This window comes from Xanthobacter sp. 91, assembly GCF_000702385.1.
Taxonomy (GTDB): Bacteria; Pseudomonadota; Alphaproteobacteria; order Rhizobiales; family Xanthobacteraceae; genus Xanthobacter; species Xanthobacter aminoxidans.
This window is the reverse complement of the sequence record NZ_JNIB01000001.1, coordinates 1472670-1485926: the sequence shown is the minus strand read 5'-3', so window position 1 is coordinate 1485926 and position 13257 is coordinate 1472670. Positions and strand designations below refer to the sequence as shown.

Here is a 13257-nt window from a genome sequence, read left to right as displayed (position 1 = left end):
CGCACCGGCGGGCTGTGCGTTGCGAGGAGGCGGAAGCATGGAGAAGACCCTGATCGTCGAGGCGCTCGGCGAGGGCGGGTTGCTGCTCCCGGCGCGGCTGGAACGCGCGCTCGCCGCCAACGACCGCGCCAAGCTGCGTATGACCGCCTTGCAGGACGCCGCCGCCCGCGCCCGTGCGCCCGCAACGCCTCTTCGCCCGCTGGACGCCGAGGCCCGCGCCGCCGGCCTCATGGGGGACGGGCTCGATGCGGTGGTCGCCAGCGCTCGGTTCATCGACGGCGGCGGCTATCAGGTCAGCGGCGCCGGCCGGCTGACGCAGGCGATCCTCGACGACATCGCCGCCATGGCCGATCCGCTGGAGGCGTCCGGCGACGCGGGTGCGGAAACCTTCGCCGCGCGTCTCGCGGCCCTGCGCACGGCGTTCGCCGGAGGGGCGGACGACATCCTCTCCGAGGCCGATCTGGTGCGCCTGACCAGCGCCCGACGCGGCGGGGCGGACAGCGCGCATCTCCTCGTCATGGATTTGCACAAGGCGCTGAACCGCCTTTCCGCCGCCCTCTCGGCCGAGACGGTGGCCGGCGCGCGGACGCTGGGCATCGCGGAAGAGGACAAGCCGCGCATCGCCGCCTTCATGGCGGGGCTCGGCGAGACGCGGGGGCTCGTCTTCGGCCATCCCGGCCTCGACACCACGGCGAGCCGCAGCGGCGCGCGCCTCGTGATCCAGAACGACATCGGCACCACCGATGCCCATGTCATCATCCTCGCCGTGGAGGGGCTCGCGGCCACCGTCACCTACACGGACGTGCACCGCTCCCGCGCCAAGTTCTTCATCTCGCTGTTCTCGGATGCCGGCGCGGACTGGACGCCGCTCGCCGAGCGCACGGCGGCGGGCATCGCGGGCGGGGCGGCCTTCCACCTCGTCACCGGCCGCTTCGTCGCGACCGATGCGGACGCGCTGGACGGCTTCCTCGCCGCCGTGGGCCGCAACATCGTCTTCCTCATCGACTGGAACAAGGCGCGCAAGGCGTTGCAGACCTTCGTGGACAAGCCCACCGCCATCGCCCTGCTGCGCACGGCGGCGCGCGGTGCCATCGGCCATCGCGGGTTTCTGGAAATGGGCGGGCCGGAACTGGTGTTCGATGCCGTGCGCCGCAGCGCCGAGGGGCGGGTGCCCTATGGGGCGCGGCTCGACCGGGTGCTGGGGCGCGAGGGCGCGGCGCGCTTCCTCGCCGAGGTGCTGCGCCTCGCCAGCGAGGGATTGGCCGCCGGCCGCTCGGCACGGCTCATCCGCGACGAGGTGCGGGCGGAGCTGGCGCGCAGCTTCGGCTCGGTGGAGGAGGAGATGCTGGCCGTGGTGCTGCGCCAGCTCGGCATCGCCCGCATGCTCGCCAGCGAGGTGGCCGGCGTGCTCGATGGCCCGGCCGATCTCTCCGATGTGGCCCGCGATGCGCTCCGCAGCCGCGCCAAGCGCCTGGAGGAGAAGGCCGACCGGCAGATCGTCGGCGCCCGCGAGCGGGCGAGCGGCCCGTTCGGGCAGGGCGGGCGCTTCCTGCCCGTGGCGGATGCCGCCGAGCAGGCGGTGGATGCGTTCGAGGAGGCCGCCTTCCTCGCCAGCGCCGCGCGGCTGAAGCCCGGCACCGCCGTGCCGCCCTTGCGCGATCTCGCGGCCGGCGCGGTGGTCTGCTGCTCCGACCTCGTGCGGGCAGTGGCCGCCGCCAGCGAGGGCTCGGCCGGCCGGCGGGAGGACGTGACCGACACGCTGGAAGCCATCGACGCCGTGACCGAGGGCGAGCGCCGGGCCGATGCCGCCCATCGCCGGGTGCAGGAAGCGGCCCTGACGCCGGGAGGAAGCGATCCCGCCGATGCCGGGGCGCTGGTCGCGACCCTGGAACTCGCCCGCGCCATCGAGGGCGCCACCGACGAACTGGCCCGCGCCGCCCTCGCGCTGCGCGCCTCGGTGCTGGAGGAGATGGCCCCGTGAAGCACGAAACCTCGCACCCCATCGCCTTCATCGGCCCCGGCGGCACCAAAGCGCCGCTCACCGCCCATGATTTCGGCTCCAAGGCCGCCCAGCTCTGGCGCATGAATGCGCTGGGGCTCGATGTGCCACCGGCTTTCGTGCTCTCCGCTTCCCTGTGCGGCGAACGCCGCGCGGGTGAAGTGCGGCGCCTGCTGGAGGATGGCCTCGCCTTCCTCGAAGCCGCCACCGGCCGGCGCTTCGGCGACCGCCGCCGCCCGCTCCTCGTCTCGGTGCGCTCCGGCGCGGAGAAGTCCATGCCGGGGATGCTGGAGACCGTGCTGGACGTGGGCATGACCGCCGAGACCGCGCGCGGCCTCATGCGCCTTCACGGCAACCCGCGCCTCGCCTTCGACTGCCATCGCCGCTTCATCGAGGGCTGGTGCGAGGTGGTGGCCGGCCTGCCCCGCGCGCCGTTCGAGCAGGTGCAGCGCGATCTCATCGCCGCCGAGCAGGCGTTGAGCGAGCAGGGGCTGGACCCGGAGGCGCTGGAGCGCCTCGCCGCGCGCTATCTGGACCTTGCCCGCGACGGCTACGGCGCGAGCGTGCCCGAAGATCCCCGCGACCAGCTCGCCGAGGCGGTTGAGGCGGTGTTCCGTTCCTGGGCGGCGCCTAAGGCGGTGGAGTATCGCCGACTGAACCATCTGGAGCATCTGGCCGGCACGGCGGTGACGGTGCAGGCCATGGTGTTCGGCAATGCCGGCGTGCGCTCGGGCTCGGGCGTCGCCTTCTCGCGCAATCCGGCGAGCGGGGCGCCGGGCCTCTATGCCGATCTCCTGTTCGACGCGCAGGGCGAGGACGTGGTCTCCGGCCGCCGCCAGCCGGTGGGGCTCGACCGCCTCGGCGCGGTGCTCCCCGATGTCGCCACAGCGCTGGCCGAGGGAGTCGCGGCGCTGGAGCGGCATTATCGCGATGTGCAGGACGTGGAATTCACCTTCGAGGAAGGTCGCCTCTATTTCCTCCAGACCCGCGCCGCCAAGCGCACGCCGCGCGCCGCGCTGAAGATCGCCGTGGACATGGTGGCGGAAGGCGCCATTACCCCGGCAGAGGGGCTGGCGCTGCTGGAGGGCGTGGACCTCTCCGCCGTCGCCGCCACCCGCTTTTCCGGCGCTGCGGAGCCGGTGGCGCACGGCGTCGCCGCCTCGCCCGGCACGGTGAGCGGCCGGGTGGCGTTCGACGAAGAGGGCGCCCGCCGCCTTGCCGGGACGGGCGATCCCGTGATCCTGCTGCGCCCGGATGTGGCCACCGACGACATCGCCGCGCTGGCGCTGGCCGCCGGCATCCTCACCAGCGTCGGCGGGCGCACCGCCCATGCCGCCGTGGTGGCACGTCAGCTCGGCCGGGCCTGCGTGGTGGGCTGCGCTGCGCTCGTCATCGATGCCGCCGCCCGCCGCGCCCGGCTCGGGGCCGAGACGCTGGCGGAGGGGGACTGGCTCTCCCTCGACGGCGAGGCCGGCAGCGTCTTCATGGGCCGGCGCGCGGTGGTGTCGGAAGAGCCGGAGGCGGAGCTTGCGGCGGTGAACGGCTGGCGCGTGGCTGCGCCGTCCCCGGCGTGAGGTCTCGGCGCCGATCCATCAGCGGGCCACCATTCATCAGGGGACCTCATGGGTTGCAGCTCAAACTCTCATTAGGCTGAATGGATCGCGCGGGGTAGCTTGGGCCCGAATCCGGTCAGGCAGGCACGCGGCGAGCATGAGTACGCACACGGCTTCTTCACAGACGACGGGCACGCAGGCGGTCGCAACCATCCCCACAGCGCGCTATGTGGCGGGGGCGCTGTTCGGGCTGGCGAGCGTCACCATCTGGGCGGGGTGGATGTCCATCACCCGGCTCGGCGTCACCTCGTCCCTCGGCGTCTACGACGTGACCATGCTGCGCTACGCCACCGCCGGCCTCGTGCTGCTGCCGGTGCTGCTGCGCCACGGTCTGGGGCTCGACAAGGCAAAGCCGTGGCAGCTTCTGGTGATGATCGCGGGGGCCGGCGCGCCCTATGCGGTGGTGGCTGGCTTCGGCCTGCGCACCACGCCGGCGGGGGAGGCGGGGGTGCTCATTCCCGGCGTCATGCCCCTGTTCGTGGCGCTGATCTCGGCCGTGGCCCTGCGCGAGCGGTTCAGCGTGCAGCGGAAGGTGGGCTATGCGCTGATTCTGGCGAGCGTGGCGCTCATCGCCGGGGTGGGGGCGGTGGCCACCGGGCTGGGCTCGGGCATCGGCCACCTCCTGTGCATGGCCGGCGCCTTCATGTGGGCCTGCTATGCGGTGGCGCTGCGCAAGAGCGGGCTCGGCGCGCTCCATGCGGTGGCGGTGGTCTCGGTGGGCTCGGCGCTGCTCTATCTGCCGCTGTACGGCATGCTGCACGGCTTCACCGCGTTCGATGCGCCGCTGCGCGATGTCGTCTTCCAGGCGGTCTATCAGGGCGTCTTCGCCACCGTGATCTCGCTGTTCCTGTTCGCCCGCTCGGTGGCGCTGCTCGGGGCCTCGGCGGGCGCCGCCTTCGGCGCCTGCGTGCCGGTGATGGCCGCGCTCATGGCCATCCCCATCCTCGGCGAGTACCCGTCCGGCACGGACTGGCTGGGCATCTTCGCCGCCACCATCGGGGTGTATCTGGCGAGCGGGGGGCCGCTCCCCCGGCGCGGATAGGCGGCGGGGGAGCGCGTCGCGCGGTCTACTTCGCCGCCTGCTGGCGCACCAGCGGGCAGCCGCCCTCGGCCAGCGGGCGGAACGCCTCGTCGCCGGGAATGGTGCGGATGAGCTTGAGATAGTCCCACGGATACTTCTGCTCGGCCGGCGTCTTCACCTGCAAGAGATAGAGGTCGTGCACCATGCGGCCGTCCTCGCGGATGCGCCCGCCGTGGGAGAAGAAGTCGTCCACCGGCGTCGCCTTCATCTGCGCCGCGACGGTGGCGGTGTCGGTGGTGCCGGCGGCCTTCACCGCTTTCAGGTAATGCAGGATGGCCGAATAGGTGCCGGCCTGGCCCATGGTCGGCATGGCCTTGTGCTTCTCGTAGAAGCGCCTGGACCAGGCGCGGGTCTCGTCGTTCAGGTCCCAGTAGAAGCCCTGGGTGAGGATGAGCCCCTGCGCGGTCTGAAGGCCGATGGCGTGGATGTCGGTGATGTGCAGATAGAGCCCGGCGAGCTTGATGCCCGACTGGGGAATGCCGAACTCGTTGGCCTGCTTGATGGCGTTCACCGTGTCGCTGCCGGCATTGGCGAAGGCGATGAGCTTCGCGCCCGAGCCCTGGCCCTGCAGCAGGAAGGAGGAGAAGTCGGCGGTGCCCTGCGGGTGCTTCACTCTGCCCACCACCTTGCCGCCGCCCTGTTCCACCGCCTTCGCGGTGTCGCGCTCCAGCGCCGTGCCGAAGGCATAGTCGGCGGTGATGAAGAACCACGGCCCGTCCTTGGCCAGCGAGGCCCCGGTGCCGGCGGCCAGCGCATAGGTGTCGTAGGTCCAGTGGATGCCGGTGGGCGCGCAGGCCTTGCCAGTGAAGTCGGACGAGCCGCCGGTGGAGGCAAGCACCAGTCTGTTCTTGGTGCGGCCGATCTCCTGCACCGCCAGCAGCACGGAGGAGGTGGGGATGTCGGCGATCACGTCCACCCCGTCCTCGTCGATCCAGCGGGTGACGATGGCCGAGCCCACGTCCGGCTTGTTCTGGTGGTCGCCGGCGATGATTTCCACCGGCCGGCCCAGCACGCTGCCGCCGAAATCCTCCACCGCCATCTTCGCCGCGATGACCGAGCCGGGTCCGGCCATGTCGGCATAGATGCCGGACTGGTCGTTCAGCACGCCGATGCGCAGGGGCTTGGGGTCTGCCGCAAGGGCGGGGAGCGAGAGGAGGGTCGCCGCGAGGGCGGCCAGAGGCAGGGACAGGCGCATGAAATGGACTCCGCGCGGGATGGGGCAATTCGGGCGCGGAGTATCACCACAAAATCGAGTGGTTCAATCAATTATCTAAAAATGGGGGGTGTGTTCTTTAGTTGCACATTTATATGATGTTAATATGGGCCCGATGGGGTTCTCACGAGCCGTCATGGCCGGGCTTGTCCCGGCCATCCACGTGGTGAGGCCGGGCACCCCCTCCGGCCATTCTGCGATCGGCCCGGCGTGGATGCCCGGGACAAGCCCGGGCATGACGGCGGTCTCAGTCGATCCGTCCGACGAACCTCATTCAGAGCCCTCAGGGCTTGAACGCGGCGCAGGCGATGCGGGCGCCGGCGCCGCCGATGGGCTGGGTGATGAAGTCGTCGGGGCTGGCGTGGATCACCAGCGCGAAGCCGCCGGGCTGGCCGAGGCCATCCTTGTCGGTGAGGCCGGTGGTGCTGGACACCTCCGCGTTCACCGAGCCATCGGCGTTGGCATAGATGTTGGGCAGGTCGCCCTGGTCCGGGCCGTTGGGATTGAGCAGGCCGTGGGCCTTGTCGTGATGGTTCACGTGGCCCTTGGAATCCAGGAACTTGGCGGTGTCGGTGCAGTTCGCCACCTGATGGAAGTGGATGCCGTGCCAGCCGGGCGGCAGCGCGCCGGCGGAGAGCGCGAGGCGCACGATGGTGGCGCGCTCCGTGCCGGTGGCGGTGGCGGAGCCGATGGTCTTGCCTTCGTTGTTGATGATGTCCGCCTTCACCACCTTCGCGGCGGGCACGGCCGCGGGCGCAGCCGCCGGGGCTTGAGCCAGGGCCGGCGCGATGAGCAGCGGGCCGGTGAGGAGCGCGGCGAGAAGGGGAAGGGAGCGCGTTGACCGAACGGAGTGGGCAGACTTGGTGAACGGACGCATGGACGTTCCTCCTCGGGCCGGACGGCGCGCCGGCCTCCGCGACGAGCCTACATCAACGCTGCGGCGAACTCGACCGGGCCGCAGCCGGCCCCTCTGCTTCTATCGCCACCCCGCCGCGAACGTTCCGAATGGTAATTGGAATTTTTCCAGCAAAGCTCCCGTTTCGGAAGCTGGTGTCACCGAATGGCAAAGCTGGCACCGGCCGTCGGTTGATGTGATGATGCGGCGTCTGTCGATTTCGTGGCACCGCGTGTGCGGCGATGACTTTCCCACTTTGATGGAGACGCTTCCGCAGCGTCTTGCAGGATGCGGCATATCCACCTAGACAGGTCATGACCCCCTGTGACACGCAAGATCATCTGTTTTGATCGAGAATAGTTCAAATATTGAGGCTGCCATGACCACCGCCGAACTCGACCGCTCCCCCGCCCGCGCCGAAAGCCGTGCCTCGGCGCTGAAGGCCCTCACCCATGTCGCCCATGAGCGGCTGGACGCGGCGATCATGGCCGGGCGGCCGTTCGAGAGCCGGGAGCGCTATGGGCGCTTCCTCACGGTGCAGTATCTGTTCCATCGCGACATCGCCGCGCTCTATGACAGCCCGGCCCTCGGCGCGCTGTTGCCCGATCTGCCCGGCCGCCGCCGGCTCGCCGACATCGCCGCCGATCTCGCCGATCTCGGCCTTCCCGTGCCCGCGCCGGGCGAGGCCCCCGCGCTCGGCCCGGATGCCCCGCTGCCGGAGGCACTCGGCTGGCTCTATGTGGCTGAGGGATCGAACCTCGGCGCCGCCTTCCTGCTGAAGGCCGCCGCCGCCCTCGGCCTCGACGAGCGCTTCGGCGCCCGGCATCTGGCCGCCGCGCCCGAGGGGCGGGGCCTCCACTGGAAGACCTTCGTCGCTGCGCTGGATGCTGTGCCGCTCTCGGCCGGGGAGGAGGCGCGCGCCGCCAGGGGCGCGGAAGCCGCCTTCACGCGGGTCGCCTTCTATGTGGGCACCGCTTTCGGCTGATCCGACTACCGCCAAGCTCTGGACGCCGCAGCCCCGGCCCGCATAGTCTCGCGCCGCTCGCAAGCGGGAGGGGGCCATGGGGGACGGGGTGCTGTCGCGTCGCGCATTCGTTGCGGGGCTCTCGGCGGGGCTTTCGGCTGGAGTGACGGGCGCCACGCAGGCGTCGGCCGCACCGGGCGGGATCGATCCGAAGCGGGTGGCGCGCATCGCCATCCATCCCGCCATCGGTGTGGCGCGGGTGGGCAACAGCAAGGACGCCTTCTATTTCGGTCCCGAGGTGCCGGGCGGGGTCCCGGTCGGCCCGTTCAAGGACGAGGCCGGCGCCATGGCCAAGCAGGCCGCGCGCTTCCGCCTCTTCGCCTATGATGCGCAGGGCCGCGTGCTGGGCGAGGTGACGGCGCGCGAGGCGGAGGTGTCCTGGACGCTCACCGTCGCCAATACCAAGGCGCTCTGGTACGGCATCGACATTCCCTTCGACCTGCCCGGCGCGCCCGCCGCCGGCCGCCGCAACGCCAAGGTGGCGGACCGCGCCAGCCTCGCCATCGTGCCCGGGCCGCGCACCGTGACCGGGCCGGGGGCCAAGCCCCAGCGGCTCGATGGCGGCGCCTTTCAGGGCCAGTCGGTCAATCTCGGCGAGGTGATGACCGATTCCGACGGCCGCCTCGTGGTGATGCCCGCCTCCGGCCGCTGCCATCCCGCCCCCGATGCCCCGCCCATGAGCGGCTATGCCGACAATGACGGCTGGGCCGACGACACCGGCGACGGCCCGGTGGATGCCGTGGTGCGCCTGAGCGGCCGGGAATTCCGCGCCGATCCCGCCTGGCTCATCAGTGTCGGCCCCAATTACGCGCCGGCCATCGCGACCAGCCTCGTGACGCTCCATGACGTGGTGGAGGCGACGCTGGTCGCCGCCAGCAAGCGCAAGGCACCGGCGACGGTGTTCGAGGAGCACGTCTGGCCCATCTTCGCCCGCCTGTCCGATCTGCAATGGGTGAATGCGGGCTTCCTCGCCAAATTCGGCTACGGATCGGCGAAGGATTTCGCCCGCCCCGCCATCCGCGCCCGCCTCGCGGATGCATCGCCGGCCAATGCGGCTTTCCGCGCGGAGATCCTCGCTTTGTTCCGCGACCCCGCCGCGCCCGACGTGCGGCCGGATCTGGAGCCGCAGCTCTATGGCGATCATCTGGTGCTGCCGCCCGATGTCATCGAGCCGCGCCAGTGGATGACGCTGACGCCGCTGCAATACGCCCATCTGCGCAATTGGGCGGCCGGCCGCTTCACCCCCGGCCGCCCGGCCCGCGCGGGACGGTTGGAGGGGATCGCCCTCGGCGGCCAGCCGGCGGCGCTGGACCGCGCGGCGCTGGAGGCGTGCGTGGGAGGGCCGTTCCATCCGGGGCAGGAATTTCCGTGGATCGCCCGCGTGCCGTGGATCTGGACGGCGGACATGCGCCTTGCCTCCACCGCGCGCTCGGTGGACCTCACCGACTACGGCCCGGACATGACCTCGCCGGAGGCGCTGTCGAAATCCGGTCCGCTCTCCCGCCTCGGCCCCGGCGGCGTCACCCAGTGGCTGGGCCTGCCGTGGCAGGCGGACTGGGCGAGCTGCCGCTCGGGGTACCAATCCTCCATCTCCCCCGTTCTGCCCGCCTTCTGGCCGGCGCGGGTGCCGAACACGGTCTTGTCGGAGGCGGACTACAACGTGGTGATGGACACCGCCCGCGCCATCGATGAGAGGCGCGCCGCCTTCGCCCGCCGCCGCGACTGGGAGCGCTTCATCAGCGCGCCGACCCGCCCGCCGGTGCTCGCGGCCATGGCGCAGGACTGGTTCCGCCTCGGTGTCGTCGCCGACCGTCCCGGCCCGCGCGACGGCGCCTTCCCGGCGCGCATGAAGGTGGAGACGCTGGTGGGCTTCGCCCGCGAGCCGGATCTGAGCTACGGCGCCAACACGCTCTATCCGCAGGCGGCGACCTTTCCGCTCGTCGTGGCCAATTCCGACGACAACAGCCTGCGCCTCGTGGATGCCGAGGGTGGTGTGACGGTGATGGCCCTTTCCGCCCCGCTGGAGCGGCCGGAGGGCATGACGCGCAACCTCGACGGCAACCTCTACGTCTCCTGCATGAATGCCGGCTACGTGCGGCGGGTGACGCCCAAGGGCGAGGTCTCCCTGTTCGCGGAGGGCTTCTCCCAGCCCATGGGCATCGCCGGCGACCGGCAGGGCAATCTCTATGTGGCCAACTGGGTGGAGAAGGGCTTCGTCTCCGTCATCACGCCGGACGGGAAGAGTCGCGTGCTGGTGCCGCCGGAGGCGGGGCTCGTCTCGCCCATCGGCATCATCATCGCGCCGGATGGCGCATTGCTGGTGAGCTGGGGCGGCACCTCGGTGGCGCGCATCAATGCGACCACCGGCGAGATCATCAACCTCAACTGGCTCACCGGCTTCCGCAATCCCCGCCAGATGGCCTACGACACCTCCTACCGCCTCTATGTGGCGGACCAGCTGGACAATGGCGTAAAGCGCTTCGACCCCCTCGGCGCGCCCATCCCGCTCATCCTGCGCGGGGCGGAGCTGACCATGCCGTTCGGGCTGGCGTTCAATCTCAAGGGCGATCTCTTCACCTCGCAGACGCGCGGGCGGCTCATCAAGAAGGTGGAGCTGAAGGGCGAGGTGGGCATCGTCTCCGACTTCGCCGACGGCCTGCCCAATCCGGGCGGCCTCGTTTTCATCGGATGACGCCTCTGCCCGGGATGATTTGCGATCTGCTCGTGGCGGGCGCCGGCCCGGCCGGTTCCGCCGCCGCCATCGCCGCGGCGGGCCGGGGGCTGCGGGTGGTGCTGCTCCACGATGCGCGCTCCCAAGTGTGGCCGGGGGAGAGCCTGCCGCCGGGCATGGCGGGGCTGGTGGACGCCGCCTTCGGGCCGGGACTGCTGGACGAGGACCGTCACCTTCCCGCCTACGGCACCCGCTCCTGCTGGGGCAGTGACGATCTCATCGAAACGGATTTCCTCGCCAATCCCCTCGGCGGCGGCTGGCTGCTCGATCGCGCCCGCTTCGATGCCGATGCCCGCGCCCGTGCCGAGGCGGCCGGCGCAACTTTGGTGGCGGGGCGGCTGGAGACCATCGCCGCCGCTTCCGATGGCTGGAACATCACGCTGCGGGACGGCCGGCGCCTCGCCGCGAGCTTCGCGCTGGACGCCACCGGGCGGGCCGCCGCCGTCGCGCGGCACATGGGCTCGGGGCGGGAGGCCTTCGACCGTCAGGTGGCGCTGGTGGCGACATTGGCTGATGTCGACCCCTATCGCGGCACGAGCGTGGAGGCGGTGGCGGACGGCTGGTGGTACACGACGCCGCTGCCCGGCGGCCGGCGCGTCCTCGCTTTCCTCACCGATGCCGACCTGCTCGGCGATGGCGTCGCCGGGTGGGCGCGGCGGCTGTCGGAAACGCTTCACATGGGGCGCCTCGCGGGGGCGGGGGCCGGCGCGGCCGTGCCCCGGACCTACCCGGCAGAACCCGCAGCCTTGCGCATCCTCCACGGCCCGCGCTGGTGCGCGGCGGGGGATGCGGCCATGACATTCGATCCCTTGTCCTCGCAGGGCATCTCCGCCGCCATCCTCATGGGCGCGCGCGCCGGCGGGCTGGTGGCGGATGAACTGGCCGGGGATGGCTCGGCCTTCACCGGCTGGGACGAGGACTACCGCACGCTTAAGGGCGAGACGGCCGACCTCGGCCGCCATTACGCCCTGATGGAAACCCGCTGGCGCGACGCGCCCTTCTGGTCCCGGCGCCGCCAGCCCCCGCCGGCCTGAGCCCCCGAACCCGCCCCCCTTTGCGTTTCAGCTTGGCCGTGCTCCATTGCCGGAAAAGGGGAGAGCGCCGTGGTTCCTGACGTGACCGTCCTGGTGGTGGGGGCCGGCCCTACCGGGCTGCTGCTCGGTGCCGAGCTGAAGCGGCGGGGCGTGGACAGCCTCATCATCGACGCCCACGACGCACCGCTGGCCTGGGACCGCGCCACCGTGGTGCATCCGCGCTCCATCGAGGTGTTCGACCACCTCGGCCTCGCCGACGCCCTGCTCGATGCCGGGGTGAAGCAGCGCGTCGCCCGCATCCATGCGGACGGGACGGTGCTGGGCGAGATCGATCTCGGCCTCGCCGGCAGCCGCTACGGCTTCAATCTCGGCATCTCCGAGGAGGTGACGGAGCAGATCCTCACCGATTACCTCGTCCGCCTCGGCGGCGGGGTGACGCGCGGCACCAAGCTCGTGGACCTGGAGGCGCATGGCGACGGCGTCGTCGCCATGCTGGAGAGCGGCGGCGAAACCAAGGTGATCCGCGCCCGCTGGGTGGTGGGCTGCGACGGCCACCGCAGCGCCGTGCGCACCCTCGCCGGCATCGGGCAGGATGGCCACCCCATCGAGGAGCCGTGGGCGGTGTTCGACGCCACCCTCACCGACTTCCCCCACGCCTTCGAGGCGAACTACGCCTTTCTGGACGAGATCCCGCTCATCCTCACCGCCTTGCCGGGCGAGCGCTGGCGCGCCTATGTGCGGCCGAGCGGGCCGGACAGCGATCTCGTGGCGGACGCGTCGGAAACCCTCGCGCGCTATCTGCCGGCTTCGCGCTTCGTGGATGTCGCCAACCCCGTCCGCTTCCAGTGCTACACGCGGGTGGCGCAGCACTACCGGTCCGGCCGCCTGCTGCTGGCGGGCGATGCCGCGCACACCTGCAGCCCCATCCAGGGGCACGGCATGAACAGCGGCATCCAGGACGCCTTCAACCTCGCCTGGAAGCTCGCTCTGGTGGCGCAGGGCCATTGCGCCGACACCCTGCTCGACAGCTACGAGGCCGAGCGCCGCCCGGTGGCCCAGCGCATCACCGCCTCCGGCGACGAGGCCGACAGCGCCCAGATGCTGAAGGACGCCGCCGACCGGCAGGCGCGCAATGCCATCATCCGCGAGGTGCTCGCCGATCCGCAGACGCGCCACCACGAGGCGGTGGCCGAGGCCGAGCTGGACGTGGACTATGCCGCCTCGCCCATCGTGGCGGGCGATGCGGGTCCGGGACTGGCCCCCGGCCAGCGCCTGCCCGACCGCATCGCGGTGGGCACGGCGGACGGCGCGGCGCTGATGCTGGACGATCTCGTCAACCGCACCGGCCACACCCTCCTGCTGCTGGGCGGCGAGCGCGCCAGCGGCGAAACGCTCGCCGGCCTCTACCATGCGCTGGCCGAGCGCTGCGCCGCTCCCCTCTACGGCGCCAGCTTCGCGGCGGCGGTGACGGGCGGCGGGCCGGGGGTCGCCAGCCTCTCCGCCGACGATGCGGCGCGGCTCGGCATCTCCGGCATCACCCTGCTGGTAGTGCGGCCGGATGGCCATGTGGGCCTGAGGGCCGATTCGGGCCACGAGACGGCGCTCACCGCCTATGGGCTGAAGCTGGGCTTGCGGCGGTAATCAGGACGTAGGACGACCGTGGGGGC

Annotated in this window: 9 protein-coding genes; 7 read left to right on the top strand and 2 right to left on the bottom strand. The window is 71.5% G+C overall.

Annotated features, from left to right (window positions below):
• The first annotated feature begins 37 nt into the window (after positions 1-37).
• The 3 genes from A37E_RS0107115 to A37E_RS0107105 all read left to right on the top strand — a co-directional run bounded on the left by A37E_RS0107115 (position 38) and on the right by A37E_RS0107105 (position 4654).
• A complete protein-coding gene (locus A37E_RS0107115; protein ID WP_029555967.1) occupies positions 38-1981 on the top strand; it encodes a hypothetical protein in 1944 nt (647 codons plus the stop codon).
• Entirely contained in the window at positions 1978-3573 is a 1596-nt protein-coding gene (locus A37E_RS0107110) for a PEP/pyruvate-binding domain-containing protein (RefSeq protein WP_051678853.1), read from the top strand. The genes A37E_RS0107115 and A37E_RS0107110 overlap by 4 nt, the downstream gene beginning before the upstream one ends.
• Positions 3574-3709: 136 nt before the next feature.
• A complete protein-coding gene (locus A37E_RS0107105; protein WP_051678852.1) occupies positions 3710-4654 on the top strand; it encodes a DMT family transporter in 945 nt (314 codons plus the stop codon).
• 25 nt (positions 4655-4679) lie between these two features.
• On the opposite strand, the gene A37E_RS0107100 is transcribed toward A37E_RS0107105, so the two are convergent.
• Together A37E_RS0107100 and A37E_RS0107095 are read right to left on the bottom strand one after the other, a co-directional pair.
• Positions 4680-5888, bottom strand: coding sequence for an ABC transporter substrate-binding protein (locus A37E_RS0107100; protein WP_029555964.1), 1209 nt, complete (start codon positions 5886-5888; stop codon positions 4680-4682).
• Between the two features lie 301 nt (positions 5889-6189).
• Positions 6190-6783, bottom strand: coding sequence for a superoxide dismutase family protein (locus A37E_RS0107095; protein ID WP_029555963.1), 594 nt, complete (start codon positions 6781-6783; stop codon positions 6190-6192).
• Positions 6784-7180: 397 nt separating this feature from the next.
• Here A37E_RS0107095 and A37E_RS0107090 point away from each other — a divergent pair, with 397 nt between their 5' ends.
• The 4 genes from A37E_RS0107090 to A37E_RS0107075 all read left to right on the top strand — a co-directional run bounded on the left by A37E_RS0107090 (position 7181) and on the right by A37E_RS0107075 (position 13231).
• Entirely contained in the window at positions 7181-7786 is a 606-nt protein-coding gene (locus tag A37E_RS0107090) for a biliverdin-producing heme oxygenase (RefSeq protein WP_038192733.1), read from the top strand.
• A 76-nt stretch (positions 7787-7862) separates the two neighbouring features.
• A complete protein-coding gene (locus tag A37E_RS0107085; protein WP_051678851.1) occupies positions 7863-10517 on the top strand; it encodes a LodA/GoxA family CTQ-dependent oxidase in 2655 nt (884 codons plus the stop codon).
• A gap of 14 nt (positions 10518-10531) precedes the next feature.
• Positions 10532-11590 (top strand): tryptophan 7-halogenase, encoded by a 1059-nt coding sequence (locus A37E_RS0107080; protein ID WP_051678850.1) that lies wholly within the window; start codon positions 10532-10534, stop codon positions 11588-11590.
• Positions 11591-11659: 69 nt separating this feature from the next.
• Positions 11660-13231 (top strand): FAD-dependent monooxygenase, encoded by a 1572-nt coding sequence (locus A37E_RS0107075; protein WP_029555959.1) that lies wholly within the window; start codon positions 11660-11662, stop codon positions 13229-13231.
• Positions 13232-13257 lie beyond the last annotated feature (26 nt).

Bases quoted from the DNA above. Each gene is read 5' to 3' on its own strand.
- A37E_RS0107115 (WP_029555967.1), top strand. From the start codon at position 38: ATGGAGAAGACCCTGATCGTCGAGGCGCTCGGCGAGGGCGGGTTGCTG.
- A37E_RS0107105 (WP_051678852.1), top strand. From the start codon at position 3,710: ATGAGTACGCACACGGCTTCTTCACAGACGACGGGCACGCAGGCGGTC.
- A37E_RS0107100 (WP_029555964.1), bottom strand. From the start codon at position 5,888: ATGCGCCTGTCCCTGCCTCTGGCCGCCCTCGCGGCGACCCTCCTCTCG.
- A37E_RS0107095 (WP_029555963.1), bottom strand. From the start codon at position 6,783: ATGCGTCCGTTCACCAAGTCTGCCCACTCCGTTCGGTCAACGCGCTCC.
- A37E_RS0107090 (WP_038192733.1), top strand. From the start codon at position 7,181: ATGACCACCGCCGAACTCGACCGCTCCCCCGCCCGCGCCGAAAGCCGT.
- A37E_RS0107085 (WP_051678851.1), top strand. From the start codon at position 7,863: ATGGGGGACGGGGTGCTGTCGCGTCGCGCATTCGTTGCGGGGCTCTCG.
- A37E_RS0107080 (WP_051678850.1), top strand. From the start codon at position 10,532: ATGATTTGCGATCTGCTCGTGGCGGGCGCCGGCCCGGCCGGTTCCGCC.